23 protein-coding genes and 2 tRNA genes are annotated in these 25,939 nt (G+C 40.5%); 14 read left to right on the plus strand and 11 right to left on the minus strand.

Annotation, left to right across the window (positions count from 1 at the left end):
• Positions 1-6: 6 nt before the first annotated feature.
• On the minus strand, positions 7-1,581 hold the full coding sequence (locus RS893_RS26030) for a mechanosensitive ion channel family protein (RefSeq protein ID WP_315788505.1): 1,575 nt from the start codon (positions 1,579-1,581) through the stop codon (positions 7-9).
• A gap of 785 nt (positions 1,582-2,366) precedes the next feature.
• Between RS893_RS26030 and RS893_RS26035 the strand changes: the two genes are divergently transcribed.
• A complete protein-coding gene (locus tag RS893_RS26035; protein ID WP_315788506.1) occupies positions 2,367-3,119 on the plus strand; it encodes a class I SAM-dependent methyltransferase in 753 nt (250 codons plus the stop codon).
• 174 nt (positions 3,120-3,293) lie between these two features.
• Here the strand turns inward: RS893_RS26035 and RS893_RS26040 are convergent, their stop codons facing one another.
• On the minus strand, positions 3,294-3,917 hold the full coding sequence (locus RS893_RS26040; RefSeq protein WP_315788507.1) for a TenA family transcriptional regulator: 624 nt from the start codon (positions 3,915-3,917) through the stop codon (positions 3,294-3,296).
• A gap of 391 nt (positions 3,918-4,308) precedes the next feature.
• Between RS893_RS26040 and RS893_RS26045 the strand changes: the two genes are divergently transcribed.
• Positions 4,309-5,187: a hypothetical protein gene (locus tag RS893_RS26045; protein ID WP_315788508.1), complete on the plus strand. Its 879-nt coding sequence runs from the start codon at positions 4,309-4,311 to the stop codon at positions 5,185-5,187.
• Between the two features lie 6 nt (positions 5,188-5,193).
• Here RS893_RS26045 and RS893_RS26050 read toward each other — a convergent pair whose 3' ends face one another.
• The 4 genes from RS893_RS26050 to RS893_RS26065 form a co-directional block, all read right to left on the minus strand.
• Positions 5,194-5,403, minus strand: a complete 210-nt coding sequence (locus tag RS893_RS26050; protein WP_315788509.1) for a hypothetical protein — start codon at positions 5,401-5,403, stop codon at positions 5,194-5,196.
• 118 nt (positions 5,404-5,521) lie between these two features.
• Positions 5,522-7,471: an ABC-F family ATP-binding cassette domain-containing protein gene (locus RS893_RS26055; RefSeq protein ID WP_315788510.1), complete on the minus strand. Its 1,950-nt coding sequence runs from the start codon at positions 7,469-7,471 to the stop codon at positions 5,522-5,524.
• 423 nt (positions 7,472-7,894) lie between these two features.
• Positions 7,895-8,311 (minus strand): DUF1824 family protein, encoded by a 417-nt coding sequence (locus RS893_RS26060; RefSeq protein WP_315788511.1) that lies wholly within the window; start codon positions 8,309-8,311, stop codon positions 7,895-7,897.
• Positions 8,312-8,385: 74 nt separating this feature from the next.
• Positions 8,386-9,228, minus strand: coding sequence for a prohibitin family protein (locus tag RS893_RS26065; protein ID WP_315788512.1), 843 nt, complete (start codon positions 9,226-9,228; stop codon positions 8,386-8,388).
• A gap of 104 nt (positions 9,229-9,332) precedes the next feature.
• Here RS893_RS26065 and RS893_RS26070 point away from each other — a divergent pair, with 104 nt between their 5' ends.
• Both RS893_RS26070 and ccmS read left to right on the plus strand, forming a co-directional pair.
• Positions 9,333-11,141 carry an ABC transporter ATP-binding protein gene (locus RS893_RS26070; protein WP_315788513.1) on the plus strand — a complete coding sequence of 603 codons (1,809 nt, stop codon included), beginning with the start codon at positions 9,333-9,335 and terminating at the stop codon, positions 11,139-11,141.
• Positions 11,142-11,317: 176 nt separating this feature from the next.
• A complete protein-coding gene (gene ccmS, locus RS893_RS26075; RefSeq protein WP_315788514.1) occupies positions 11,318-11,755 on the plus strand; it encodes a beta-carboxysome assembly chaperone CcmS in 438 nt (145 codons plus the stop codon).
• A 114-nt stretch (positions 11,756-11,869) separates the two neighbouring features.
• Here the strand turns inward: ccmS and RS893_RS26080 are convergent.
• The 5 genes from RS893_RS26080 to yqeK form a co-directional block, all read right to left on the minus strand.
• Positions 11,870-11,946: transfer RNA gene (locus RS893_RS26080), tRNA-Met, on the minus strand.
• 46 nt (positions 11,947-11,992) lie between these two features.
• Entirely contained in the window at positions 11,993-12,946 is a 954-nt protein-coding gene (locus RS893_RS26085; RefSeq protein WP_315792103.1) for an asparaginase, read from the minus strand.
• A 106-nt stretch (positions 12,947-13,052) separates the two neighbouring features.
• Positions 13,053-13,553 (minus strand): CGLD27 family protein, encoded by a 501-nt coding sequence (locus RS893_RS26090; RefSeq protein ID WP_315788515.1) that lies wholly within the window; start codon positions 13,551-13,553, stop codon positions 13,053-13,055.
• Positions 13,550-14,011, minus strand: coding sequence for a ribosome silencing factor (rsfS, locus tag RS893_RS26095; protein ID WP_315788516.1), 462 nt, complete (start codon positions 14,009-14,011; stop codon positions 13,550-13,552). The genes RS893_RS26090 and rsfS overlap by 4 nt, the downstream gene beginning before the upstream one ends.
• 114 nt (positions 14,012-14,125) lie before the next feature.
• A complete protein-coding gene (yqeK, locus tag RS893_RS26100; RefSeq protein ID WP_315788517.1) occupies positions 14,126-14,722 on the minus strand; it encodes a bis(5'-nucleosyl)-tetraphosphatase (symmetrical) YqeK in 597 nt (198 codons plus the stop codon).
• Between the two features lie 202 nt (positions 14,723-14,924).
• Here yqeK and RS893_RS26105 point away from each other — a divergent pair.
• From RS893_RS26105 to RS893_RS26150, 10 genes are all read left to right on the plus strand, one after another.
• Positions 14,925-14,998: transfer RNA gene (locus tag RS893_RS26105), tRNA-Val, on the plus strand.
• 320 nt (positions 14,999-15,318) lie between these two features.
• The gene (locus tag RS893_RS26110; RefSeq protein WP_315788518.1) at positions 15,319-16,293 is read left to right on the plus strand and encodes a phosphate/phosphite/phosphonate ABC transporter substrate-binding protein; all 975 of its coding nucleotides are present in this window, start codon (positions 15,319-15,321) and stop codon (positions 16,291-16,293) included.
• 114 nt (positions 16,294-16,407) lie between these two features.
• Positions 16,408-17,139, plus strand: a complete 732-nt coding sequence (locus tag RS893_RS26115) for a phosphonate ABC transporter ATP-binding protein (RefSeq protein WP_315788519.1) — start codon at positions 16,408-16,410, stop codon at positions 17,137-17,139.
• Positions 17,140-17,306: 167 nt separating this feature from the next.
• Complete coding sequence (gene phnE / locus RS893_RS26120) at positions 17,307-18,095, plus strand: phosphonate ABC transporter, permease protein PhnE (protein WP_315788520.1); 789 nt, start codon at positions 17,307-17,309, stop codon at positions 18,093-18,095.
• A gap of 695 nt (positions 18,096-18,790) precedes the next feature.
• The gene (locus RS893_RS26125) at positions 18,791-19,612 is read left to right on the plus strand and encodes a uroporphyrinogen-III synthase (protein ID WP_315792104.1); all 822 of its coding nucleotides are present in this window, start codon (positions 18,791-18,793) and stop codon (positions 19,610-19,612) included.
• 257 nt (positions 19,613-19,869) lie between these two features.
• Positions 19,870-20,973, plus strand: coding sequence for a WD40 repeat domain-containing protein (locus tag RS893_RS26130; RefSeq protein WP_315788521.1), 1,104 nt, complete (start codon positions 19,870-19,872; stop codon positions 20,971-20,973).
• 265 nt (positions 20,974-21,238) lie between these two features.
• Positions 21,239-22,438, plus strand: coding sequence for a Coenzyme F420 hydrogenase/dehydrogenase, beta subunit C-terminal domain (locus tag RS893_RS26135; protein ID WP_315788522.1), 1,200 nt, complete (start codon positions 21,239-21,241; stop codon positions 22,436-22,438).
• A gap of 130 nt (positions 22,439-22,568) precedes the next feature.
• On the plus strand, positions 22,569-23,333 hold the full coding sequence (locus tag RS893_RS26140) for an SDR family NAD(P)-dependent oxidoreductase (RefSeq protein ID WP_315788523.1): 765 nt from the start codon (positions 22,569-22,571) through the stop codon (positions 23,331-23,333).
• Positions 23,334-23,977: 644 nt separating this feature from the next.
• Positions 23,978-24,580: a hypothetical protein gene (locus RS893_RS26145; protein ID WP_315788524.1), complete on the plus strand. Its 603-nt coding sequence runs from the start codon at positions 23,978-23,980 to the stop codon at positions 24,578-24,580.
• Between the two features lie 32 nt (positions 24,581-24,612).
• Complete coding sequence (locus RS893_RS26150) at positions 24,613-25,731, plus strand: amidohydrolase family protein (protein WP_315788525.1); 1,119 nt, start codon at positions 24,613-24,615, stop codon at positions 25,729-25,731.
• The last annotated feature ends 208 nt before the right edge of the window (positions 25,732-25,939 follow it).

Consider the following 25,939-nt stretch of genomic DNA (forward strand, 5'->3'; position numbering starts at 1 on the left):
TCAGTATCAATTTTTGGAAAAACCGCAAATTTCAATTTCTTCTTGGTTAAAAGCATCCTTCAATATCTTGCGGAGAAGACGCTGAATATGAAGGTGTTTTCCAGGCTTGACTTTTGTCAGTGTCAGCAGCAATAGATTATTTTCCCCAAAATGCTCTATTCCAGCTACTCGCGTGGGTTCTAAAACATCCTGTTCGTCCGCCTTTAACTGTTGTCCTACCTTTTCAACTACCCTGTACACATGATCTAAATTGGAGTCGTAGGAAACGCTAAGTTCCACCCTTGCATATATATACTGCTTGGAGTAGTTGATAATTGATCCAATATCTCCATTACGAATAATCTGCAATTGTCCATCAGGATGGCGGACGTGAGTGGTTCGTAGTTCGATCGCCTCTACAATCCCCTCAATACTTCTCTCTTCTAATTTCCCAACTTCAATATAATCACCTACTAAGTAATAGTTTTCAAACAAAATCAGAAATCCGCAAACGACATCATTAATCAGGTTTTGTGCCCCAAGACCAACCGCTATACCCACAATTCCTGCACCTGCTAAGATAGGTGCAGGATCAATGCCAATCAGCTTGAGTATAGTTACTCCAGCAGTAAAGTAAACAAAATATTTGGCAAAACTCCGCATTAAGGGAATCAGTGTCAGCCGTTTCTGTTGCTGTGAGTCATTAACATCTGTAGTTTTTAAGTAGAACTCATCAAGAATGAAGTAAACGACTTCAACTAAAACGTTGCTAATAAAGAAAACCCCAATAATCTGCACAATTATAGGGGTATAAGAACTTATCCAAGCAATAGGTTCTATTTCTGGAACAACAAGGTTTACGATCCCAACATAGAGGACGTATTCTAAACATTTTTTGAACAATGGAATTAAGTGGCGTAAATGTTCGTATAAACTCAGTAGATTATTAGAACTAGAGTATTTAAGGCTTAGGGCATCGAGCGTATCAACAATAGTAGCAACAGCTTTGACAATAAGTAATCCAACTGAGATAGTAATATATATTTTTAAAAGAATGTAAATGTATTTTGGAATAATTTCTGGTAAATAGAGAAATTTAGCACATAGAATAGCAGAAGATATCCATAAAGTATGAGAAATAATTCTTTTTAAGACTCTAAAAAAAGCCTCGATGCTCTCATCATTAGCCTTGATTTGATCAATCTTCTTAGCATAGTTGCAAACCTGATCTATACCTCTATGTAAGACTGGTATGCTAAGTTTAACTAGCATTAGCAAACTCACAGTTTTCAAACTCGCTGTGAAGAGATTGACCCAAAACTGAGTAGGAAGACTGCGAATAAGATTAAGTTGAAATTCCTGAATGTTTCCACCTCGATAAATTACCATCCCATTTATACCAACCAACGCCAGACATAGCACTACAGAAGTCAGAATTAAAATTCTGCTGATACTCCGGCGCAGGAAGGTGATATTTGCAGTTCTTCCTTGTAGCCAAGATACTTTAGCAACTTGCTGAAAAATTATGCCTATCAACCAATTAAATAGTAAGAAAATAACTATTAAAAATAGTACTTCGCCTAGAATAATAAGTATATTCATATTTTGATTTTGAAGAAGGCAGAAGGCAGCTATGCAGGAGGCAGAGGGCACAAGGAGCGATGTTCCTAGGGGATTCATACCCACCAGCAATTCGTATCCGCTAAACTTCGTTTTAGCGGGGGTCTTAAACCCAAAAGCTCGGACGGCAATAGGGCTGCTCAACCGACAACTCAACATAGATGCCTCCTGCCCTCTGCCCTCTGCCTTCCTCGCGCAGCGAGATAAATATCATAAAAATGTAGTTAAATTCTGAGATTATTTAAGAATTAGAATATCTGTTAAGAGGTTATTTATCAAGTAAAAATAAAATCACTGTAGGGGAACCAGTGCGACCTTGGAGATTTTCTCCGGCTAAGGAAGTCTGTTCCGTTTTAGCACAAGCGCGTTGTGTTAGGTGCATATTTAAATCTCATTTTTCATGAAAAATATAATTTGAGCGCTTAATGCACCATATTAATTAATTATAGGCTAGGTGGTACGTTAGACTAAAGCCATAACATAACGAAAATAAAGCGGGAGAAACATCCGCGCCGCTTTTTGCCTTCCCTATTAAAAAATTACTTTATAAATAGTCTCTGAGGCAATTAAATTACTTTTAGAAAAATATTATCTATCTAGAAATATTGAATTTTAAAAAATAAATGATAAAAATAGTTTAGTACACAGATGCACACAGATGATTTATCAGTGTACCCTAAGGGAAGCCGCCCTTAGGGGCGTCTACATCAGTGTTCATCGGAGTTCGTCATGATTATTGAATTTGGACATAGCCGTATTCATAACATATGCATCATCAAAGAAAGTATAGTTTTTTATTTTTTATACTCCTGGCTTTAGTAATATTTTGGAGTTGCTTATTTCAGCCTATAAATCTAGCGATCGCAACAACAACATCTTCTTCTGTTTACGAACAACGGCAATTACATCATCCAGATGGTATCGGTAAGTACTACATGGGTAGGGAAATCGCTAAAGTCATGAGACATACAGGTGCGGCTTGGTTAGAACGTCCTAGTCGTGAGACAGAAGAAAAGCCGAGTAAAATAGTAGACGCTCTCAACCTGAAATATACTGATGTAGTTGCCGATATTGGCGCGGGTACAGGTTACTTGAGTTTTCGCATTGCTCCTAAAGTACCACAGGGAAAAGTGCTAGCTGTAGATATTCAGCCAGAGATGTTGGATATTATTAACTTTTTTAAGCAAGAGCTAAATGTGACCAATATTGAACCAGTATTAGCAACTTCTACAAATCCCAACTTACCACCCGCAAGTGTTGATTTAGCTTTGATGGTAGATGCGTATCACGAATTTGAATATCCACAGGAAGTGATGCAAGCTATTGTGAAAGCGTTGAAACCTGGTGGTAGGGTGGTGTTAGTTGAATACCGGGGTGAAAATCCTTTTATTATGATTAAAGGCTTGCATAAAATGACTCAAAAGCAGGTGAAAAAAGAAATGCAAGCTGTTGGTTTGGTGTGGCGGGAGACTAAAAATTTGTTACCGCAACAGCATTTGATGGTGTTTGGGAAGGGATGATATATTTTTTATCGAACACAGATGAACACAGATAGATTTTTTGTGTGCCTTTTAGGTTGGAGAAGATGAATATATTTTTTTTAACGAACACAGATGAACACAGATGAACACAGATGAACACAGATAGATTTTTTGTGTGCTTTTGAGGTTGGAGAATTAGTTTGGAAAAGTTAGTTAGGTTGCGTTAAAGGCCATTTGCCAAAAATCTTGTTCAAATTTGGCTACTTTGACGAAAGCTTCTTCGGCTTGTTGTTGAATATCATTTGTGGCAGTTTCTAATACTTCATCAGCTTGTTGTTCTAAAAGTTTTACATATTCTGTAAAACCAGGATTTACCCATCTGTTTGCAAATTCATTGTAGGGTGCTGGCATTTCACCAGGCAGTTGCCAACCTTGATTATAGGCTAATTCTATTGCCCAAAGTGCAGTTGCTTGTACTGGGTAAGGTTTGGTTCCAAGGCTATGCATGTATTCACAGTATTTTGTACAGATTGGTTGTTTTTTTGTATTAAGATTCAGTTGTCTTTCTGCTGCTTTTTTTTTAAACCAACTCAGTTCGTCTTGCAATGCTGCTAATCCACCTAGTATGAGTTCAAAATGATGTGGTGGTGCGCTGGCTAATACTTTTGCTAACATGCGCGTAAACTCAACAACAAACAGGTAATCTTGCACTAGCCATGTGTTAAATTGCTGGGTTTTAATTGTGCCTAATTTACATTGTTGTAGGAAAGGATGTATAGTAGCAGCGTGCCAAATTTGAGAATGAGTTAGTAATAGTTTGGTGCAAGTGATTGTCATTTTAAATTTTGTTTAATCACTACACAATCAATGTTAATTGAAATATTGTGTCTGCTGTGAAAAATATAAAGTTTGAAAGTCCAGATACCCAACTTCTTGGAGAAGTCAAGTATCTTTTTTACAACTAAAATTTTTGTCATTATCATATTTGATGTAGCAAGAATCACCCTCAAGTTTAATTGATGAGAGTTTGTTGCACTCATCCTAGAGAAAACGAACCAGAGGATGTCAATGATATTTCTGATTCGGATAAGTCTGCTAGTTAGCAAAGCTATAGCTCTGCTATAGTGATTTCACAGAATTTGTCAACTTGTAGAACTGAAGGTGTGAAGAGGTGCGAATCAGTAAAGTTTCTTTTGCTTGGCTCACTAGCTGCATTTTATTCGGATCAATGGCAATCTCGATAGTGCCGTTTAGTAAAATAGCACAAGCACAATCAGTTTCTTCACAGGTTTTATTCTTAAATGGTGTCTGGGAGGGAAGTTATAGTTGTAGGCAAGGACTCGCTAAACTGAGGTTAAATATTGAAGCGAAGAATACGACAGATATTAATGCAGTTTTTTTGTTTTCTGAACACCCTAATAATCCAGGTACCCCATCTGGTCGTTTCAGAATGCAAGGTAACTTCAAGGTATTTAATTCACCAGATGTATCTGGCTTATTGGATTTGAAAGCTACAACATGGATTAATCAGCCTCGCGGTTACTCAACTGTTGATCTTCGCGGTAAAGTTTCCTCTTCTAAACGTAGCATTACTGGCAAAGTGGCATCTCCTGGTTGTTCAACGTTTGAGGTCGTTAAAGTTGATACCCAGAATCCTCCGCAACCAAAACCCTCTAATCAGAATACCTCTCAAGCGAATCGTGATCGTCAGCTTGATGGTCCTGAAAGTACAGTTGCCAAGTTTCATCAAGCTATTCAAAATCGTGGTTTCAATTCACTTGATAAGTATTATTGCTCAATAGAAAAGATTGCAGCGCAAAAAATCAATAGCCGTCTCGATGCAGATGGTCAGAACATGGCTCTTCTCAATGCTTATTTGCGGATTTCCTCTAGCATATATTCTATAGATATGTCTCAGCTTTACTATGAAACCAAGTATTATGATGCAAAATTAGGAAGAGCTGTTGTAGCAATCACAGGAAACGTCATCGTCAAATCACCCAATGGTCAAAATCTATTAGTCCCATACAGGAGATTTGGACGTGATTGGCTGCGATTAATTAAGGAGAATAATGAGTGGAAACTTTGTCATAATTTAAATAGCTAAAAGTAACTATAGCGGAATGGCACTTAGTGAAGCCGCTGCATTCCCATTTGACAAGCGATCGCCATCTGCTGACGTAAAGTAAAACGAGGCTGCTGCACAATAAGGATAAGCTTTAGGACGGCGCTTTCTAACTCTTACTTCACTCCGTCCCGGATGCTGTGAAATAGGTTTGTCATTACGAATGCATCGGCTTACATTGCGAATGTATCGCCTCATATTGTTAATGCATCAACTTCCAAAAAACCCAATTCTCATTGAAAAAACTCTGCGTCCCTTTGCGCTCTCCTTTGCGTTCCTCTGCGTTTAAAAAGTTATAATCTTACCCAAACCTCTACTAAGACTCTATCTCCGCTAATTCTAACCACCGTTCTGTCGCCTGATCAATCGCTTGCTTCAGTGCTTCCACCTGTTCATACAACTTTTGCACCTGCGTATAATTCCCTGCGGGAACATTCACCATAGCCTTTTCTGCTTCTGCTTTCTCGGCTTCTAATTGAGCAATTTTATCTTCCAACTGCTCAAACTCCCGCCTTTCCCAAGTTGATAAACGCTTTTTCTTGGCTGGTTCTTTAGGTTGAGTCTCTGTTGCCTGTGTCTGTTGATTTTTTGGCTTTTCCTTGGTATTGACAGTTGCTTGTTGCTTTTCTTCTTCGGCTTTTTTGTAATCGAGGTAGACTGAGTAATTACCAGGATACTGGCGAATCACTCCCCCTTCTTCCAAAGCAAAAATTGTATCGACAGTGCGATCCAGAAAATAGCGATCATGAGATACCACAATTACACAACCGTTAAAATCTTCTAGATATTCTTCTAGTACCGCCAAAGTCTGGACATCTAAATCATTAGTCGGTTCATCTAAAATCAAAACATTCGGCGCACTGATCAACACACGCAATAAGAACAACCGCCGTTTTTCCCCACCAGAAAGTTTATGAATAGGTGCGTACTGCTGATTCCCCGGAAATAGAAATCTCTCCAACATTTGGGAAGCTGTGATTTTAGTACCATCGGCTATTTTGAGGTGTTCCCCTTCTTCCTTGATATAATCAATCACGCGCTGATTTTCGTTCAAAGCAGTCAGCAATTCTTCAGAATGCTGGTCAAAATAGCCAATGTGAATCGTTGCACCAATATCTACGCTACCTGCATCTGGCTCTACCCGCCCAGTGATCATATCCATTAAGGTAGATTTACCCGAACCGTTACCACCAATAATGCCAATCCGATCTTCAGGACTAAATTCGTAGGTAAAATCTTTAATCAAAGTGCGTACATCGAAGGGGTTGCCGAAGGCATCGCCATATCCTTTAGAGATATTATTTAGTTCAATCACTTTTTTACCAATGCGACGGCTGGCTGTAGCAATATCAACTTTACCTTGAGCTTGTTTAAACTCCGTTGCTTGCATATTACGAATGCGATCTATTCTGGCTTTTTGCTTCGTACTTCTAGCTTTTGGTCCCCTTTTCAACCATTCCAACTCCCGTCGCAATACTCCTTGAAACTTACGCTGACTACTGACAGCGCTTTCTTCAGCCTCGGCTTTCTTTTCCAGGTAGTATGAATAGTTGCCAGCATAGGTGTAAATATCACCTCTATCTATCTCAATAATCCGGTTCGTGACGCGATCCAAAAAATAGCGATCGTGAGTTATCAATAAAAGCGCGCCACGATAACGCTGCAAATAACTTTGTAACCACTCCACCGAATTTGCATCTAGATGGTTTGTTGGTTCATCCATCAATAACAAATCTGGTTCTGATAGCAAAGCAGTTGCTAAAGCAATACGCTTACGATAGCCTCCAGATAAAGTCCCAACAGTAGCATTAAAATCCGTAATTCCTAACTTAGAAAGAATAATTTTAGCGTTGGTTTCCAACTCCCAAGCACCAGTCGCATCCATACGCTGCATCACCGCCGAAAGCCGGGACATTAGCTGATTATCTTCTGGATAGTGAGCCAACTTATCAGATATTTCTTCATACTCACGCACCAAAGCCATATTTTCACCACTATCAGCAAAAACTTGCTCTAAAACAGTGTGATTTTCATCTAAATCTGGCTGTTGGGGTAAATAAATAATCTTTGTACCAGAATTAACTAAAATTTCACCTGCATCAATCGATTCTAATCCGGCAATCATTTTTAATAGAGTTGATTTACCAGAACCATTAGTGCCAATTAATCCGACTTTATCATTAGCATCTAAACTAAAACTGGCATCTCTAAGAATTTCTTTAATACCAAAATCTTTTTGAACTGATTGTAGTGTAATAATACTCATATTAATTTAGTCATTAGTTATTACTCATTTAAACTTCGCGTCCTTCGTTTCTTCGCGGTTCAAGAAAATTTTAACCACGAAGACGCAAAGAGCGCAAAGAAAATCTCGATATTTATAGCGGTTTGCAGTTGAGTGCAGTACAGAGATAGGACTTACCACACTCTACGAATCCTTGGCGTTCTTGGCGTCTTGGTGAGTCCACTTGCCGTCTTGGCAGTCTCCGTCACGTAGACGCGCAAGCGGCTTCTCGTAGAGTAGGGCGGTTCAATAGTCCTGAGAGAAAAAACGAACACAGATGTAGACGCGCAAGCGGCTTCCCGCAGGGTACACAGATACACACCGATAAAGTTGTACTTCATCTAAACGAGAACTGCTATAATGCTCGCATTTTGAAAAGGCGTGCCTACTGTAATATGCTAATAGTTAAACAAATAAATCCAAGGGTAAATGACCGTACATCTCATTAATTCCCTCTGAAGAATAAGATTGACAAGATACCAATACCCCGCGATGATGTCCAAAATAAGAATCAATATGGCATACGCCATTTTTGCCATTCAATTTGATATAAACAGGCCCATCAATATGAGGTAGATTACTTGGTGGTTCATATCCTAAAGCGAGGGAATAAGTTTTCATTGCTAGCATTCCTTCTTCTTCAGTTTCAGCACAAATCCCTAAAATTTGATAATCAGATAATTTAGCAATGAAAAGTAAAGCCTCACGAATTAATGATTTTTCGGATGGTTTGACTTGTGGTGCTATGTCTACACAGTTAAATTTATTGAGAACTTTTTTGGCTTCGGCAACAGTTAAATTAGTTTGATTTCTGCTTGACATATATCCGTTTATTATCTGTGTTGATGTGCGCTTTATTTCTAAGAATTGCCCTCTTTTTCAAGACAAGATTGGGCTTAATCTTGTATGTTACTCACATTGAAAAGGAAGGGAACACTACTTTGTGAGTCTTTACCAATTAACAGAACTTTTGGCATTTGAGCGCCGCCGTTCTTCCAAGCTTCAATTGCTTCTTTTTGCAAAACTAATTGCCCTCCTGGAGCTTTTAAAGTTTCCGCCAAAAGTCTTTGAGCTTCTGATTTCCCTTTAGCGCGATTAATTTCTGCCTGTGCTTCTTGTTCGGCTTCTTGTGCTATGTAAACAGCTCTTTGCGCTCTTTGTTCAGCAATTTGTTTTTCCTCTACTGCTCTGGCAAATTCTGGAGAAAAAGTCAAGTCAATTACGCTAGTATCCAAGACTATTATTCCATATTTTTCTAAGCGTTGACCTAATGCAGTGTCAAAATCATCCTTAAGTTCATTTCTTCTGGTGATAGACTCTTCTACTGTTCTCCTCGCAGCTGCGATTTTGAATGATTCTTGAGTTTGAGGAGCAATGATTTTGGCGACAATATTTTCTAAGCTTCCCTGTTTTCTTCTAATTTCAACTACTTGTTGGGGATCAATACGGAAATTGATCGCAAATTTAGCTGATAGTTCTTGCAAATCTTTGGTGGCACTTTGAGCAGGAATTTCATATTTTTGCACCGTCACATCGTATACATCTACTCTAGATATGAATGGTGGTTTGAGATGAATACCTTCAAGCAAGGCTCCATCTCTGGCTTTCCCCAATATACTTAGGACTCCTGCCTCACCTGGATTAATAATGATAAAGGAATTCAGGGCCAGGATCACCAGTATTGCTATTGCAACCCCTACTACTATATTTTGCCAACTACCAAATTGCTGATTTTTCAATTTCCCTCTCCTTTTGTCTATGTCAGGTATGTATGGCTGAGTGGTGAAGCCTCTATTCTGGCAAACGTGATAATATCGGTTACTGCACGCAATTGCACAGGGTTGTGACTACAGTATTGAAATCTCATCAAGTGCCTAAAAGACGCAGGGGTTCAGCACATCCCCTCAAACGCCTGCTAAAATACGCAGAGCAGTATCGCCAACAAATTTGGCTGGCTAGTATTTGTTCTATTCTTAATAAGCTGTTTGACTTAGCACCACCAGCGTTAATTGGTATTGCAGTAGATGTGGTAGTCAAGCAGCAAGATTCTATCATTGCACGGTTGGGAGTCAAGGATATTTTTGGACAATTTTTCATTCTATCTGCCCTAACTGTGATTATTTGGATTTTAGAATCGATTTTTGAGTACTCTTTTGCTAGACTTTGGCGCAATCTAGCACAGAATATTCAGCATGATTTGCGTTTAGATGCTTACAAAAATTTACAAAATTTGGAACTAGAATATTTTGAAGAACGCAGCACTGGTGGTTTAATGTCTATCCTCAGTGATGATATTAACCAACTGGAACGCTTTTTGGATGTTGGTGCAAATGACATTATTCAAGTTGCGGTAACTGTCATAATTATCGGTGGTGCTTTCTTTATTTTGGCTCCGAGTGTGGCTTGGATGGCAATGTTACCTATTCCTTTTATTCTTTGGGGAACATTTGCTTATCAAGATGTACTTGCACCCCGCTATGCTAATGTGCGAGAAAAAGTCGGTTTACTAAATTCTCGTTTGGCAAATAATTTAAGCGGTATTACTACTATTAAAAGTTTCACGGCTGAGGATTATGAAATCTCACGTTTAGCTATAGAAAGCGAAGCCTATCGCCGCAGTAATACTAAAGCAATTCAGCTTTCTGCTGCTTATGTTCCCCTGATTCGGATGTTAATTTTAGTGGGATTTACAGCCTTGCTTTACTTTGGTGGCTTAGCAGCAGTTAATGGCCTAATTTCTGTCGGAACTTATAGTGTTTTAGTATTTTTAATTCAGCGATTGTTATGGCCTTTAACTAGATTAGGCGATACTTTTGACCAATATCAACGGGCGATGGCTTCTACAAATCGAGTCATGGATTTGTTGGATACGCCGATTGCGATCCATCCAGGAGATGTAGCTTTACCTGTAGAAAAAGTACGTGGGGAAGTGACATTTAAAAATGTCACTTTTAACTATCAAGATAGGCAAGCAGTTATTAAAAATTTATCATTGACCATTCCCGCTGGTAAAACAATTGCGATTGTTGGTTCGACTGGTTCTGGTAAAAGCACTCTAGTAAAATTATTACTACGCTTCTACGAAGTGCAATCTGGAACAATTACCCTTGATGGCATTGATATCCAAAAGCTGCAATTACGAGACTTACGCCGTTGCATCGGTTTGGTAAGTCAGGATGTCTTTTTATTTCACGGTACCGTAGCCGAAAATATTGCCTACGGGACTTTTAACGCTACAGAAGCAGAAATTATCACGGCAGCGAAAGTAGCTGAAGCTCACGATTTTATTATACGTTTACCCCACGGTTATGAAACAATTGTCGGAGAACGAGGGCAAAAGTTATCTGGTGGACAACGCCAACGGATTGCGATCGCTCGTGCTATTCTCAAAAATCCACCGATTCTTATATTAGACGAAGCCACCTCGGCAGTAGATAATGAAACAGAAGCAGCAATTCAAAGGTCACTAGAACGAATTACCGTTAACAGAACAACAATTGCGATCGCTCACCGTCTTTCCACTATCCGTAATGCTGATCGCATCTACGTCATGGAATACGGACAATTTATTGAGTCTGGAACCCATGAAGAATTGCTAGAACAAAATGGAGTGTATGCTAGTCTCTGGCGTGTACAATCGGGTTTGAAGTAAGTAAGTCGGTACAAATAAAGCTAACTAGTTAGGGTCGTCATTTGTCATTTGTCATTCGTCATTCGTCATTGGTAAGGGTTTTAATGGTGTTGACTTTTCGTAACATAGTTATGTTTATTCCCGGCGGCTTACTTAATCCAAAATCTAAAATCTAAAATCCAAAATCTAAAATTGACATGATGTTCGGTACTACCCAACCAGAATCACCCAACAACCAATGGCGTCGCCAACTAGATCAATTTGTCAAAGCACATCAGCAAGAATTAGCAGCACTAGCTTGGGGTTTGTGGTTAGAAAATGGTGACACTCAGGGTACTATCGGTATTGATTTACAGCCTCAACCGCGTTTTGTGTATTGTCCCAAAGATGCGATCAAAAAATTAAATGAGAATGTTGAAAATAGACTTCAGGAAATTTTGGGAATTATAGAGCATTATCAACCAGAAGTTGAAGTTGTCATGGTTGGTATTGCTAAAGATCAAATCAAGCTGATCCATTATGAGCCACAACCAGCACCACCAGAATGTTTTGCTGAAGTTGGAAAAGATGTGGATAGTTTATTGGATATGTTGGAACAGGGTTTAGGTGAAGAATTGCAAGGGGTGATGAGGTGATGGGGAGTGTGTAGACGCGCCTTCTTCGGCTTAAGGTAGGGTGGAGTGTGAGGAGTGTGAACAATCAAAAACAAACCCCCACATTCATAAAGATTGCAGGGGTTTATTTATATTTGGTGGCGGGAAGTGGATTTGAACCACTGACCTTCGGGTTATGAGCCCGACGAGCTACCAGGCTGCTCTATCCCGCGTCGATTCGTCTTCTCTACTATAACAGCAAAGAATAAAAATTGGCAACTATAAAAGTGATAATTCTCCAACAACTTCTAAACGCTTGTATTTACCGAGGTTCATGAACTTTTCTGATAGAGCTTGGGCAACGCTAGGACTAATCCAACCCATCTGTTGAAGCAAGTGAATGGCAGCAGCATATTTTGCCCGCTTGGCTCCATCTATGACTTTTATTGCCAGTCCCATACCTTCACCGAGTCTGCCAATACACTGCACTCCTTCAGCACCAGCTTTACTTACCAGTTCTCCTGGAGTTAAACGCATCAATTCGGTGTCAAATTCTCCATCTCCTGCTACCATCGTGGGATGGTGAGTCATGGCTCGGACTATCCGCTCCATATCCAAATTGCTGCGAGAAGCTAGTAGAGCATACAAATACCCCATTTGCGCCAGTTGCATGAGATATGTGGGTGCGCCACAGTCATCATGAGCGCTGATAAATTCTTCAGCTGGCATTTTTAGCAATTCTGCTATTTTGGTAATAATCAGCTGCTGTACAGGGTGTTTACGCTGCAAGTAGTTGTTTAAAGACCAATTACACTGTTGGCATACGGCTAACATTCCAGCATGTTTCCCTGAGCAGTTATATTCTAGGGGGCTACGCTTGCCTTCAGGAGTTGGACATTGCAATGCTGAGGGGTCAATATCAGCCCGCCAGAGAATATTAAATACTTGTCGAACTTGCTGAATCGTGCCTTTATGGGAACTAGTGATGATTGCTAAGTCGCGATCGCTCAAATCATAGCGTTCTAGTGTTCCTGTGGTAGTGACAGCCAGAGCCTGAAATGGCTTGAGGGCAGAACGGACAAAGGTAGCGGTTTCAGCATTGCCAGCAACCGACAGCACCCGTCCCCGTTCGTCGCATACGACTGCTTGGACTATATGCTTTGATTCTATAATGCCTTCGCGCAGTAATCTAACTTCTAATGTGGCGGCTTGGGTTCGTTTTCCCATTGTCATGGGTAGTTTATCTATGGTGATTTTGTTATTTGTCATTAGTCATTTGTCCTTTGTCATTTGTCCAAAGTAAATTACCAATGACTAATGACTAATGACCAATGACTATTTAAACTAAGTGCCAAACTATCGTACCAACAACGAAGGACACAGCCAAGCCAGCAAAGGTAATTTGTAACCGTTTGATGATTGGTTTAATTTCATAGGTAACAATTAAGCGATCGCGATTGAGTACTTCTAACGGTTTTGTCCATGTTTGACCGTCGTACCAGCCCGATTCTTCATAAAATATAATAGGGCTGGCAAGGCGATCGCGCACGTAAGACCAGCCCAAATATAACCGTAACAGTATCAGTACGACACCGATACTTCCTCCGGCAGCACCGGAGAGAACAAACTGGAGTGTGTACTTGTGTGGAGTAAAGCTTGCTGCTGCTACTGGTGCTGCAAGTACGCAAGATAAACCCCAAATCCAAGCTATTTTTGTGATGTAGTCACGCCAGTTTAAGGTGCAATCACTAAATAACCAAGAAGATTTTAACTCTTCGTATTCATTGAGTGGTTGTTGTTCAGTAGGAACCGGGCAGTTTGAGACTGAAGACTTGATCATGTTGATTTACCCCCACCATCGTCGGATGTTGGAAACTCGACACGTTCTGCATGACCCCAAAAGGCTTCTAAATTGTAAAACTCACGCTCTTTTGGCATCATGATGTGGACGATAACATCGCCGTAATCTAGCACTACCCAAGTCCCTTCAGCTTTTCCTTCTACTCGTAAGGGACGCTTTTGCCACTCTTGTTCTACTTGATCTTCTACTGCCTCGGCAATCGCTCTTACTTGCACCCTGGAATAGCCGGTCATGAATGCAAAATAGTCTGCTAGATAAGATACATCTGCCACTCTCAGTATTAAAATATCACCTGCTTTCCGATCTGATGCTGCTTCAGCAATGGTTGCGACTACATTTTCGCTAGTGTCATTGGTATCAATTTGTGGGCTTGTGAGCGCACTTTTTTGGACAGTGAGTGATTGTAATGGAAAGTTGGCTTGGAAATAATCAGACATTAAACCTCAGCTGCTTCTTTGTTTATTGACAAGTTTTTACAATTACTGACAAATGAGCATTGAACTGCAACTGTATGAGCTGGTTTTTTTGAATACTAACAGAAAAACAGCAGTCTATACAGTTATTGCCAGAATTGGCTGTTTAGTTTTCGACTTTTGTAAAAACCAATTGCGAGTGGCGATCGCGCGTGGATGAATCAGACTAGGGCTTTCTAGCAAGAATTTGAACGTGTAATCGCAGGTTAACCAAACAGCCCGTTCGAGATTTTCAAAACTTGTTTTTCTTAAAGCTTGTAATTGAGCAGACTCACCCCGCCCTGGTTCGAGAGTATCTGCTAAAAATACGATACAAGAGAGTGGACTCATACCTGGTCTACCCAAAGTGTGATTGGCGATCGCTTGTAATACTTCTTCATCTTGTACACCAAAAGTCTCTTTGGCGATGATGGCGCTAACATCTGCATGTAACAGATGGGGTGATGCTACCATCACCTCGTCTATTTCCAAACCAGCCACCTCTGCCATCTGCAAAAGTTTTTTGGATTGAAAATATTTTGCCAAATCATGCATTAGCCCAGCCGTGGCAGCTTTTTCTCTATCTAATTGATAATGTTGAGCTAATTCCACCGCCATCTGTTCTACTCTCAGAATGTGATTAATCCGTGAACTCGGAACGTTCTCAGCTAACCAGGCTAAGACTTTTTGGCGCATAATTACTTAACATCCAAATAAGAATTGTGGCAATCAGGACGAAGACTTGTGAGCATATAGATATTCCTATTGTAACGAATCACGCCAGCCTCTACTTTCAGCACCAATAAGACAAAGCAGACACGCTATAAAAATAGACAAAAATCAATGATCTGCAAAACTTGCTTACACCAGAAAATTTGTGTTATAATCGTAAAAATGCGGACGTATAGCTCAGTTGGTTAGAGCGCTACGTTGACATCGTAGAGGTCACTGGTTCGAATCCAGTTACGTCCATTTGTTGTACAGTGACAAATTATTTGTTATGAATGGCAGATTTTTGCCATCAGAGAATAATTATTGTTATACAAATCAATAAGGCAAGAGAGAACAAACACAGATAGAAGGAGAGATTTCTTGCACTATATTTAGCCTTGCCACGCCACTACGCATTTGTGACTCTTCCAAGCACTCAGAGATATTGTCCTCATTACCTAGATCTCAAGTTTTTACACAATTCATCTTGACTTTAATTCTTGAAAACTCTAAAGTTTTAACAAAAACAATTGCAATAAATTCGCATAAATACTGATAATAATTCCTAGTGGAGAAAGATAATGAAACTGATTCACAAGGGTGTGTTGGGTTTAAGTGTCGCATCTGTTGCCCTTACGGGTATGTTTGCCAGTACATTTGGAGAGAAATCGGCGATCGCTAATCTAATTCCCAACCAAAAAGAGCAAACCCTACTTGCCCAAGGAAAAACAAAGGAATTAGTGGTTGTCTTTCCCAGTCGTTCTGACTCTACAGATTTGCAAAATAAAGCTAATGCCGTAGCAGCGTTTTTATCTCAACAACTTGGAGTTCCAGTGAAAGCACAGATCGGTGATGACACCGCCGCAGTAGAAGCTTTAAGAGCCAACCGTGCTGATATAGCTTTTTTGAGTAGCCGTCCAGCACTGAAAGCGGAACAATTGGCAAATGCTCGTTTGTATTTAGCTGAAGTCCGCCCCACATATTCAGGCAAATATACTTATAACTCTGTATTTGTTGTTCCCAAAAATAGCCCCCTGAAAACCCAGTCCACAGCTAAAGCCACTTTGGCACAATTGCGCGGCAAAAGAATGGCTTTCACTTCCCCCACTTCTGGTTCTGGGTTTATTTTCCCCACTGGTGAACTTGTGAAACAGGGACTTGTACCAAACCGCGATCGCTTGAATAATTTCTTTGGACAAGTTGCCTACGGTGGTAACTACAGCAAAGCAATCCAAGCTGTATTACGTGGTCAAGCGGATGTAGCTGCTGTCTCAGAATATGCTCTTAACCCCCCGTATATTACGGAAGCAGAAAAGAATCAACTGCGAATTCTGCACAAAATCTCCGGTGTTCCTGCTCACGGCGTCGCTATTGATGACGATGTACCCGCCGCTACCCGCGAGAAAATCATTAATGCGATGCTGTTGTTGAATCAGCCACAAAACAACCAATTACTGCGTAACTTATATAACTCCACAGAGTTGGTCAAGGTTAACCATAACCAACACCTAGCACCTCTGCGTAATGCCCTGCAACTAGCAGGAATTCAACCATAGAGAGTTAGTGGGTACAGACGCAATTCATCGCGTCTGTACATTAGTAGTTAGTGGTTTATTACTCCCCATCTCCCCACACCCCTCACACCTCCCCATTCCCCCACCTCCTCCAACATGTCTGCCGTCATTGAGTGTCACAACCTAAAAACAGCATATTCACCATCTTTGCAGCGTCCTATTCTGAATGGGATTAGTTGTCAGATTCATCATGGTGAGTTTGTAGCTTTGCTAGGACTAAATGGTGCGGGTAAGTCTACATTGCTGCGATCGCTTGTTGGACTAGTACCATTAGAACGAGGAAGCATCAGTATCAATGGTGTGCCAGTTAATCCCCGCACTCTACTGCAAATCCGAGGGGACATCGGGATGTTGTTTCAAGGTGGGGGGCTAATTCGTCAACTCCCGGCTATTGATAATGTATTGTGTGGCAAGCTTGGTACACGCACAACTTGGCAAACACTGTTTGGCTTTCCTAAACATGATCGTCGCCAAGCCTTAGAGATATTAGAACAGTTGGGTTTAAGAGCGCAAGCCTATCAAAAAACTAGTCAGCTTAGCGGTGGACAACAACAACGGGTAGCGATCGCTCGGGCTTTAATTCAATCTCCCCAGATCCTCCTAGCTGATGAACCAATTACAGGTTTAGATGTCATGGGCTGTAAACAGGTAATGGATACTTTATCTCAATTAAATTTCCAGCAAGGCATAACTATTGTCACAGTTTTGCATGATTTGGGCATAGCAGCAGAATATGCCCAACGAGCGATCGTCTTGGATGCTGGACGTGTTGTTTATGACGGTGGTTGTGAGAATCTGCAAGCGCAGTTTTCTGTGATGAGAGGGTAAGGAATGGGGAGGTGGGGAGGTGGGGGGAGTGTGGGGAGTATGGGGAGTAGTAAACCAGTAACCACTAACCAATGTAGAGACGTGCCATGGCACGTCTCTACAACTACTAACTACTAACCACTAACAATCATCACACAAAGTTTTGTTTTTTACGCTGTCTACTGAAAATGAAGCACTTTGCAATTCTCTGGAAGCGTTTTGCTTGGGTGAGTCGTCTACTGATCTTTTGCCTAGTGGTAGCAATTTACGCTTGGGCATTGCAGGGTCTGAAGGTAGATTTTGAACTCTTCAAAAATAGCTGGCCTTATATTACTGATTTTATTTCCAGATTATTCCCACCAGATCCAGCTGTATTAGATGTTGCTATTCAAGCGCTGATTGAGACAATACAGATGTCTTTGTGGGGAACTACTTTAGGGGCTATTGTTTCTTTACCAATTGCGATCACTAGCGCCCGTAATGTCGCCCCTGTTTGGTTGCAATGGTTGGCTAATTTCCTCCAAAATATAGTGCGTTCGGTTCCTTCGATTATTTTGGGTTTAATTTTTGTCGCAGCAACCGGATTGGGCGCACCTGCTGGGACTTTGGCTTTAAGTATCTATACAATTGGCTACCTGGCAAAGTTTTATCAACAAGCGATCGAAGCGGTGGACTCTCGTTCTATAGAATATCTACAAGTTACGGGAGCATCAAGATTACAAATAGCACAATACGGCATTTTACCCCAAGTTTTGCCCTTAGGTTTAGGATATACATTGTGGATGTTTGAGTATAATATCCGCGCTGCTTCTGTGTTGGGTGTTGTGGGAGCAGGGGGTATTGGTTTTCAGTTGAAAAGTTATATAGATGGCTTTGAATACAATAAAGCAACAACGATGATGTTGGTGTTGTTGATAGTTGTTACTGTTATAGATTTTTTGAGTAGTCAGTTACGAAAACGCCTTGATTCTATGTAAATCAGTTAGAGACGCGATGAATCGCGTCTGTACAATTATCAGTTCAGGATTTTTTGAGTTTTAGGAGTGCGTCGCAAACTACAAATCCCCGACTTTTTGAAAAAGTCGGGGATCTTTTTCGAGGATCTTGTTTTGCTATGAGCCAATAATCCCCGCGTCCCTCACTCCTCACACCCCTCACACTCCCTACCTCCTCACTCTCCAATTCTCAATTCGGCAATTTGGCAAGTCACAGCTTCTCAATACTGATATTTTTTTGATTGTGCAAGAGGTGTAGTAAAAGTCGCCCCGGCTACTAAGTCGGGGTTTTAGTTTTTTCAAGATGCTTTTCTCATTCCCAACTCCATAAGTCAGGGTTGAGTACAAAAATCGTGTTTTAGAAATCAACTGCCGATACATACTAAATAAACTGTTTCGGGGGAACACAGAGGAGTAGACACAAATGAACACGAGTAATTTATCGGTGTTTATCAGTGTGCATCTGTGTTCGTTTACCTAAAAATACAAGACTTACGCAAAACACCTCTTCAATTCTTATTCCTCCGTTAACTCTAGTTTTGAAAATCGACCACCGATACACACAGATGGACACAGATGGATTGTGGATGTTTTTTGCCCCAACTAATTCACATCAAATGTAATTTGCAGGAAATGCCAAAATCAAATTACTGTTTGTAATTAGGTAGATCCATTTGCTGATTTCATCTGTGCAACTACCCTTATACGGTAAGCGTATTCTTGTCACAGCACCCCGCAATTATGCCGCTAGATTATCATCACAACTGATCAATCAAGGTGCTTTACCTGTGCTAATGCCAACTATAGAAACTTGTGCATTAGCAGATTTTACAGAATTAGATGCTGCACTGACACAAATAGATACATTTGATTGGATTGCTTTTACCAGTAGAAATGGCATTGATGGATTTTTTCAACGTTTAGAAGCTATGGGAATAAGCGTTTCGGTGCTGAAAAATTGTCGAGTGTCTGCGATCGGCAAAGATGCGGAAAGATTAGCGAATTTTGGTGTCAAAGTAGATTTAATTCCCCAAGAATCGAGTCCCAAAGGAATAATTGCTGAACTGGCTAAAGTTCCAGATATCAATAAACAAACTGTACTTGTGCCAGTTCCAGAGGTAGTTGGAATTGCAGAACCGAGTGTTATTCCTGATTTTGTGGCTGGTTTAAAAAATTTGGGTATGAGTGTTACCCGTGTACCAACCTATATGACACGGTGCTTAGACAAAAGTTTATATGAGGTGGAGTTAAATTTAATTCGTCAAGGCAAGATAGATGTAATTGCTTTTAGTAGCACTGCGGAAATATCTGGCTTCTTGCAAATGATCACTGCAAAAGCAGATTATCAGCACTGTGTAATTGCTTGTTTTGGCCCCTACACAGCAGCCAATGCCAAAAAACTAGGTATAAATGTCTCTATTGTTGCCGAAAACTACAGTTCATTTGTGGGTTTTGCAGAAGCGATCGCTAACTTCATGCTCTTTGGATATCGTACGTAATAACACTAGTGACAATGTTACTATTAGCAGGATAAAACGGAGAAACAATACTCACTTGTGTGTTACTAGAATTGATATCTTTTCCTAGAAAACCACAATACAAGGGCAACAATTTTTACAAAATTTCCAAATTAGAGTTGGTTCAGTAAACATTATTGTCTCTTAATAATTAATATTCCGGCTTGAGCATTTGCTTTAGCTAGGAAATTTGTGTTTAAAAACATACTTTTGCTGTCACATCTTTCTTTAAAAGAACCATGTCTTCACTCTCACATCTACCAAATGTCTTTTCTGGCTTGCCCAAAAATGCTGGTTCTAGCTTGGGATACCAACCTGAAAAGATAAGTGCGTTCGCAAGTTCTGGTGCTTCTGCGTTATTGCCGCCTCTGGAACAAAATTCTTACGATGTGGAAGCATTAACAGATACTAGTGCTGTATTCAAAAGTGCTTCATTGCTCAAATCTGAAAAATGGAGGTGTATACATACCTTCACAGGGAATTCCCAAGCCATTACCCTTAGCCCAAATGGCAAACTCCTAGCAAGCGGTAGTTCGTTTATTAAACTGTGGAATTTGGAAACGGGACGAGTAATTTGCACCTTAAAGGGAAATACAGGTATCCTCAAATCTCTTGCTTTCAGCCCTGATCGCAAAACCCTTGCCTGTTGTGGCCTAAGTCAGACTATTGAATTGTGGGATCTAGCAACAGGAAAAATAATTCGCCAATTCACTGGCAAATCCTACGGTGTTAATTCTCTTAGCTTTAGTCCAGATGGACAAATTCTTGTCAGTGGCGATCGCGGTAGGTGTGTTCAACTATGGAATCTCAAAACAGGAAAAGCAGTTCGCACTTCCTCTGGAAATATCCCAATTATGGAACATGGAGATTGGGTTAATTCTGTAGCCATTAGCCAAGGGGAACTAGGAGGAACTATAGCCAGTGGAAGTCACGACAAAACTATCAAACTGTGGAGTCTCCAAACTAAAGAAGCAATTGCTACTCTCAAAGGACATTTATCCCTAGTTTATGCGGTAGCCTTTAGCCCAGATGGACAAATTATTGCTAGTGGTAGCGCCGACGAAACTATTAAACTGTGGAATCTCAAAACAAAAGAGGAAATTTGTACTCTCACTGGACATGTGAATGAAGTTTATTCTCTAGCTTTTAGTCCAGATGGACAGATTCTTGCTAGTGGTAGTGCTGACGAAACTGTTAAACTGTGGAATCTCAAAACAAAAGAGGAAATTTGTACTCTTACTGGACATGTGAATGAAGTTTATTCTCTAGCTTTTAGTCCAGATGGACAGATTCTTGCTAGTGGTAGTGCTGACGGAACTATCAGGATTTGGCTGTGTGAATAGTGATCGCAAAAGTTTTGAGGGGTTAAAAAACGAACTACAAAGAGCGCAAAGTACGCAAAGAAAGACTTCGGGAAACCGCTACCCGTCTACGTGTCTACACGCCTTCGCGGTTCGTTCCTTTACTCCTCAAAGTAAGGTTGACAGACCAATAGATTGTTTGGAAATGTCGGGAAAAGGTAAATTTGATGTTCCTGTCGACTCGTTTGGTACTAATCTCTGAGATAGTGTGAAATAAATGATCTGAGTTTTTAAAGAAGAAATTTTAATGACCTCAGTAGATTTTCCCAAACACAAAAAAGCCAAAGCCCTCAAACCCGGTAGCCGTCGCCCTGCCAAGGAACTATGCAGCGAATGTGGGTTGTGTGATACATACTATATTCATTATGTCAAGGAAGCTTGTGCTTTTATTAATCAGCAAATAGACGAACTTGAAGTACAGACACACACTCGTTCTCGCGATTTAGATAATGCTGATGAACTTTATTTTGGTGTTCATCAGGATATGATGGCGGCGCGGAAACAACAGCCGATTCCCGGCGCGCAATGGACAGGAATTGTCAGTGCGATCGCTATTGAAATGTTGAATCGGGGCATGGTAGAAGGCGTGGTTTGTGTGCAAAATACCAAAGAAGACCGCTTCGGGCCTATGCCTGTGATTGCCCGTACCCCAGAAGAAATACTAGCAGCGCGGGTAAATAAACCAACTCTTTCACCAAATCTCTCGGTTTTGGAACAGATAGAAAAATCAGGGATGAAGCGCTTGTTAGTAATTGGTGTTGGTTGTCAAATCCAAGCTTTGCGGGCTGTGGAAAAGCAATTGGGTCTGGAAAAGCTTTATGTATTAGGTACACCCTGTGTAGATAATGTGACTCGTGCTGGACTGCAAAAATTCTTAGAAACCACAAGTAAATCGCCTGACACAGTTGTACATTACGAGTTTATGCAGGACTTCCGGGTTCACTTTAAGCATGAAGATGGATCAACAGAAACAGTGCCTTTCTTTGGTTTGAAAACCAACCAACTGAAGGATGTGTTTGCCCCTTCGTGTATGAGTTGTTTTGACTACGTAAATTCCCTAGCTGATTTGGTAGTTGGGTATATGGGCGCACCTTTTGGCTGGCAATGGATCGTAGTTAGAAATGAACGCGGTCGGGAAATGCTGGAATTGGTGAAAGACCAGCTGGAAACTCAGCCAGTTATGTCCAAAGGCGATCGCACAGCAGCAGTGCAACAAAGTATACCAGCTTACGATAAAGGTGTTACCCTACCGATGTGGGCAGCAAAACTTATGGGTGTAGTAATTGAAAAAATTGGCCCCAAAGGTTTGGAATACGCCCGTTTCTCGATAGATTCCCACTTCACCCGCAATTACCTTTATGTAAAACGGAATCATCCTGAGAAATTAGAGGAACACGTACCAGAATACGCCAAGCGTATCATAGGGCAGTATAAATTGCCGGAATAATGGATAGTAGTTAGTAGTTAGTACAGACGCGATGTTCCTCGCGTCTGTACATTAGTAGATAGTAGTTAGTAGTTGTTTACCTTTACCACTAACCACTAACCAGTAACTACTAACAAATATCACATAAAACATGTTTACTCATACCGACTTATGTAATGCCTTGATTGTGGGTGCTAGTCAAGGTATTGGTTTAGGATTTGTAAAAAAATTACTACAATTGCAGGGTATTAATAAAGTATATGGTACCTATCGTCAACCAGAATCAGCTGTTGAGTTAATAGCGTTGTCAGATCAATATCCTCAGAGACTAACTTGTCTGGCGATGGATATTACAGATGAGGCACAAATTTCTGAAGCTGTACAACTCCTGCAGACAGAGATAGATAAACTACATTTAGTTGTTAACTGTGTTGGGGTTCTGCATGAAGGGACGCTGCAACCAGAAAAGAGCCTCAAACAGATTAACTCTGAGAATTTAATGCACTACTTTCAAGTGAACAGTATTGGTGCGGTATTGCTTGCTAAACATTTGTTACCGTTATTTCGTCATAGCGATCGCAGTGTTTTTGCGAGTATTTCTGCCAAAATCGGGAGTATAGGGGATAATCAACTTGGTGGGTGGTATGGCTATCGCGCTTCTAAAGCGGCGCTAAATATGTTGATGCGAAACGTAGCAATAGAGTGTGGCAGAATCAGCCCAAAAACTATAGTTGTAACATTGCATCCTGGTACAACTGATACTCGTCTTTCTAAACCTTTTCAAAAAAACGTACCCACAGAAAAACTCTTCTCTGTAGAACGTACTGTCAACCAATTGCTGGCTGTGATCGACAAGCTACAGATAGAGGATAGCGGTCAGTTCTTTTCGTGGGATGGTAGTCGTTTACCTTGGTAGATGTGAAGAGATGGGGGTGTGAGGGGTGTGTAGACGAGGCAGTGCGGTGGTGAGGCAACGGCTCTTACACAGGGGGTTCCTCCCCCAACCCCAAAGGGGGCCGGTGAGTCCCCCATGAGCGATTGCCGTAGACGCGCTTTACTCGGCTTCTGTAAAGTAAGGGTCTCCCGGCATAAAGAAAGAGGCGTCACCTGCCGTGCGCCCTGCGCGGCTTAAGGCAGGGTGGAGTGTGGGGAGTGTGAGAATAACCACTAACTACTAATGGACAGACACGAGGAACATCGCGTCTCTACCCACTAACCACCAACAACCAACTAACAACCATCAACTAACCATTAATTAATTCAACAAATCTCTCTAGAGGTAATTTTTTTTGGCAACGATAACCTTTAAGATAATCTTATATTTCCAAACAATTAAAAAACAGCTTGTAACTTTTCGTTTTGAGGTGTAAACTTTTTATCTTTATCGATTACGTACAGTCTTCTGATACCACGAAATAAAGTGCTTCATCGTTTATGTAGTAGTTTGTAATGTGAATATTAAATTTTTTCTAAACAAGCTTGTTGACATATTGGCTTTTTTGAATAATTAAAATATCTTTTTACTTAAAGATTTAAAGATACGCTGCCAGAGCAAAATTTATGAATAACACAGTCAAAACATCAAATAATTTAACAGAAGTTTTGGCAGAAAACAATAAAGAAGAAGAACTGATGCAAGAAGTTTTTCTGATTATTGAATATTTGACCAATAAAGAAGAATCTACTGTTAAGCTCATTTTTGATCGTCTTTATGATGTAGGTTCAGTTCATTTAATTAATAAAAAGTTTCGCTCTCGACCTGTCAAGAAAGTATTAAGATTTATAGCGAGAATGTCCAAACCAGCATTCAGAATCTTTGCTTGGCACTGGGTAAGAAAAAACTGTCCTCTATTGATTACTAACTGGTTGCACCAACAAGTTACTTTCAGTAATCAAGTTGTACAAAATGCAGAAATGATTATTGAGCAAAAACTTCCTCCAGCCGATGATATTTCAGAATTGGATGAGCAAACTAGAGAAGTGAAATTTTTGCGTTCTCAGGTAAAATTACTGACCAGTGTTTTAATTGGAGTGGTGACTATATTTATTGGGAGTTTAATGTGGCTGAGTCATAACCTGACACCAGGACGATCGCCACTACAAAATGTAGAACAATTACAGCCAGTTACCATACAAGAGGCTAGCACAGCTACACAGAAGTAGTAAATAGCGGGGAGCTTCAGCGAGGATTTGAGATGAATCTCTGGGACATTCCTGTCATAGATCAACATGCCCATAACCTGCTACGACCAGAAGTAGCTGCCCGTTATCCTTATGCTGCTGCGTTTACCGAAGGCTATGCTCCAGAAATAGTTAACTATCATGCTCGACATACTTTATTTTATCGACGCAGTTTACGAGATATAGCTAATTTTCTAAATTGTGAGGCACAGGAAGAAGTAATACTGGCACGTCGCCAAGAGTTGGGATTAGAAGAATTAACAAAACTCTATTTTAGAAATGCCAATTTAGAAGCAATTTTCTTAGACGATGGATTGCAACCAGATGCCATCCTACCGCTTGCATGGCATGAAAAATTTCTCACTGTTAAAAGGATTTTACGATTAGAAGTTTTAGCAGAACAACTAATACCGAAAGCAGACGATTTTGAAACATTTTTAGAAAATTTTATTCGGGAAATTGATCCACCCCCTGCTGGGGTTGTTGCCTTCAAGAGCATTACTTGTTATCGCACAGGTTTAGATATCAAACCCGTGGCTTTAGCAGCAGCAGCTTGCAGTTTTTACGATATTAAACAACAATTTGAGCATCAACCTCTACGTCTTGCGAACAAACATTTAATTGATTTTCTACTGCATCAAGCACTCGTAATTGCAGACAAATATCAGTTACCAGTGCAATTTCATACTGGCTATGGCGATCCTGATTTAGATTTGCGATTTGCAAATCCTCTTTACTTACGTGATCTCTTAGAGTCACCCCAGTACCGCCATACTCCCATCGTCCTACTTCATGCATCTTATCCATATATGCAGGAAGCTGGATATTTGGCTTCTGTCTATCCTCAAGTCTATTTAGATTTTGGTTTAGTAGTACCTTTTTTGAGTGTAGCGGGGATGCGTAAAGTGGTTAGGCAATTATTGGAGTTGACTCCTACTACTAAAGTGATGTATTCCTCCGATGCTCATTTCATTCCGGAGTTGTATTATTTGGGGGCAAAGTGGGGGCGTCAAATTCTGGCAGAAGTACTAGAGGAAGCAATTCGAGATGGCGATCTTACCGTTAGTGAAGTGGATGATATTGCTGCTGCTGTTTTGCGGGAAAACGCTATTTCCCTTTATGGAAATGCATAAGAATTAAGCGAACAAGGTGTCTGGTGCAATGTCCACTATTGGATCTCGCCTGGACGTAACCCAGACTTTTTGTGAGGTAGACGATTTCTATTCAACATGGAAAAAGCAGTAGCAGCAAGCACCACAGCTACCATCAATGACTGGAGAGCGTCCGCAGCACTTGCCGGATGCGTTTATCAGAGGTGATGACAATAGCGATCGCACAGCA

Source organism: Fischerella sp. JS2, from assembly GCF_032393985.1.
Classification (GTDB): Bacteria; Cyanobacteriota; Cyanobacteriia; order Cyanobacteriales; family Nostocaceae; genus Fischerella.

What these genes read in the sequence shown, in the direction of transcription:
- RS893_RS26035 (WP_315788506.1), top strand. Translation starts at nt 2,367, where the DNA reads ATGCATCATCAAAGAAAGTATAGTTTTTTATTTTTTATACTCCTGGCT.
- RS893_RS26060 (WP_315788511.1), bottom strand. Translation starts at nt 8,311, where the DNA reads ATGTCAAGCAGAAATCAAACTAATTTAACTGTTGCCGAAGCCAAAAAA.
- RS893_RS26055 (WP_315788510.1), bottom strand. Translation starts at nt 7,471, where the DNA reads ATGAGTATTATTACACTACAATCAGTTCAAAAAGATTTTGGTATTAAA.
- RS893_RS26050 (WP_315788509.1), bottom strand. Translation starts at nt 5,403, where the DNA reads ATGAGGCGATACATTCGCAATGTAAGCCGATGCATTCGTAATGACAAA.
- RS893_RS26040 (WP_315788507.1), bottom strand. Translation starts at nt 3,917, where the DNA reads ATGACAATCACTTGCACCAAACTATTACTAACTCATTCTCAAATTTGG.
- RS893_RS26140 (WP_315788523.1), top strand. Translation starts at nt 22,569, where the DNA reads ATGTTTACTCATACCGACTTATGTAATGCCTTGATTGTGGGTGCTAGT.
- RS893_RS26115 (WP_315788519.1), top strand. Translation starts at nt 16,408, where the DNA reads ATGTCTGCCGTCATTGAGTGTCACAACCTAAAAACAGCATATTCACCA.
- RS893_RS26135 (WP_315788522.1), top strand. Translation starts at nt 21,239, where the DNA reads ATGACCTCAGTAGATTTTCCCAAACACAAAAAAGCCAAAGCCCTCAAA.
- RS893_RS26085 (WP_315792103.1), bottom strand. Translation starts at nt 12,946, where the DNA reads ATGACAATGGGAAAACGAACCCAAGCCGCCACATTAGAAGTTAGATTA.
- phnE (WP_315788520.1), top strand. Translation starts at nt 17,307, where the DNA reads ATGAAGCACTTTGCAATTCTCTGGAAGCGTTTTGCTTGGGTGAGTCGT.
- RS893_RS26150 (WP_315788525.1), top strand. Translation starts at nt 24,613, where the DNA reads ATGAATCTCTGGGACATTCCTGTCATAGATCAACATGCCCATAACCTG.
- RS893_RS26145 (WP_315788524.1), top strand. Translation starts at nt 23,978, where the DNA reads ATGAATAACACAGTCAAAACATCAAATAATTTAACAGAAGTTTTGGCA.
- yqeK (WP_315788517.1), bottom strand. Translation starts at nt 14,722, where the DNA reads ATGCGCCAAAAAGTCTTAGCCTGGTTAGCTGAGAACGTTCCGAGTTCA.
- RS893_RS26090 (WP_315788515.1), bottom strand. Translation starts at nt 13,553, where the DNA reads ATGATCAAGTCTTCAGTCTCAAACTGCCCGGTTCCTACTGAACAACAA.
- RS893_RS26110 (WP_315788518.1), top strand. Translation starts at nt 15,319, where the DNA reads ATGAAACTGATTCACAAGGGTGTGTTGGGTTTAAGTGTCGCATCTGTT.
- RS893_RS26130 (WP_315788521.1), top strand. Translation starts at nt 19,870, where the DNA reads ATGTCTTCACTCTCACATCTACCAAATGTCTTTTCTGGCTTGCCCAAA.
- ccmS (WP_315788514.1), top strand. Translation starts at nt 11,318, where the DNA reads ATGATGTTCGGTACTACCCAACCAGAATCACCCAACAACCAATGGCGT.
- RS893_RS26030 (WP_315788505.1), bottom strand. Translation starts at nt 1,581, where the DNA reads ATGAATATACTTATTATTCTAGGCGAAGTACTATTTTTAATAGTTATT.
- RS893_RS26045 (WP_315788508.1), top strand. Translation starts at nt 4,309, where the DNA reads ATGGCAATCTCGATAGTGCCGTTTAGTAAAATAGCACAAGCACAATCA.
- rsfS (WP_315788516.1), bottom strand. Translation starts at nt 14,011, where the DNA reads ATGTCTGATTATTTCCAAGCCAACTTTCCATTACAATCACTCACTGTC.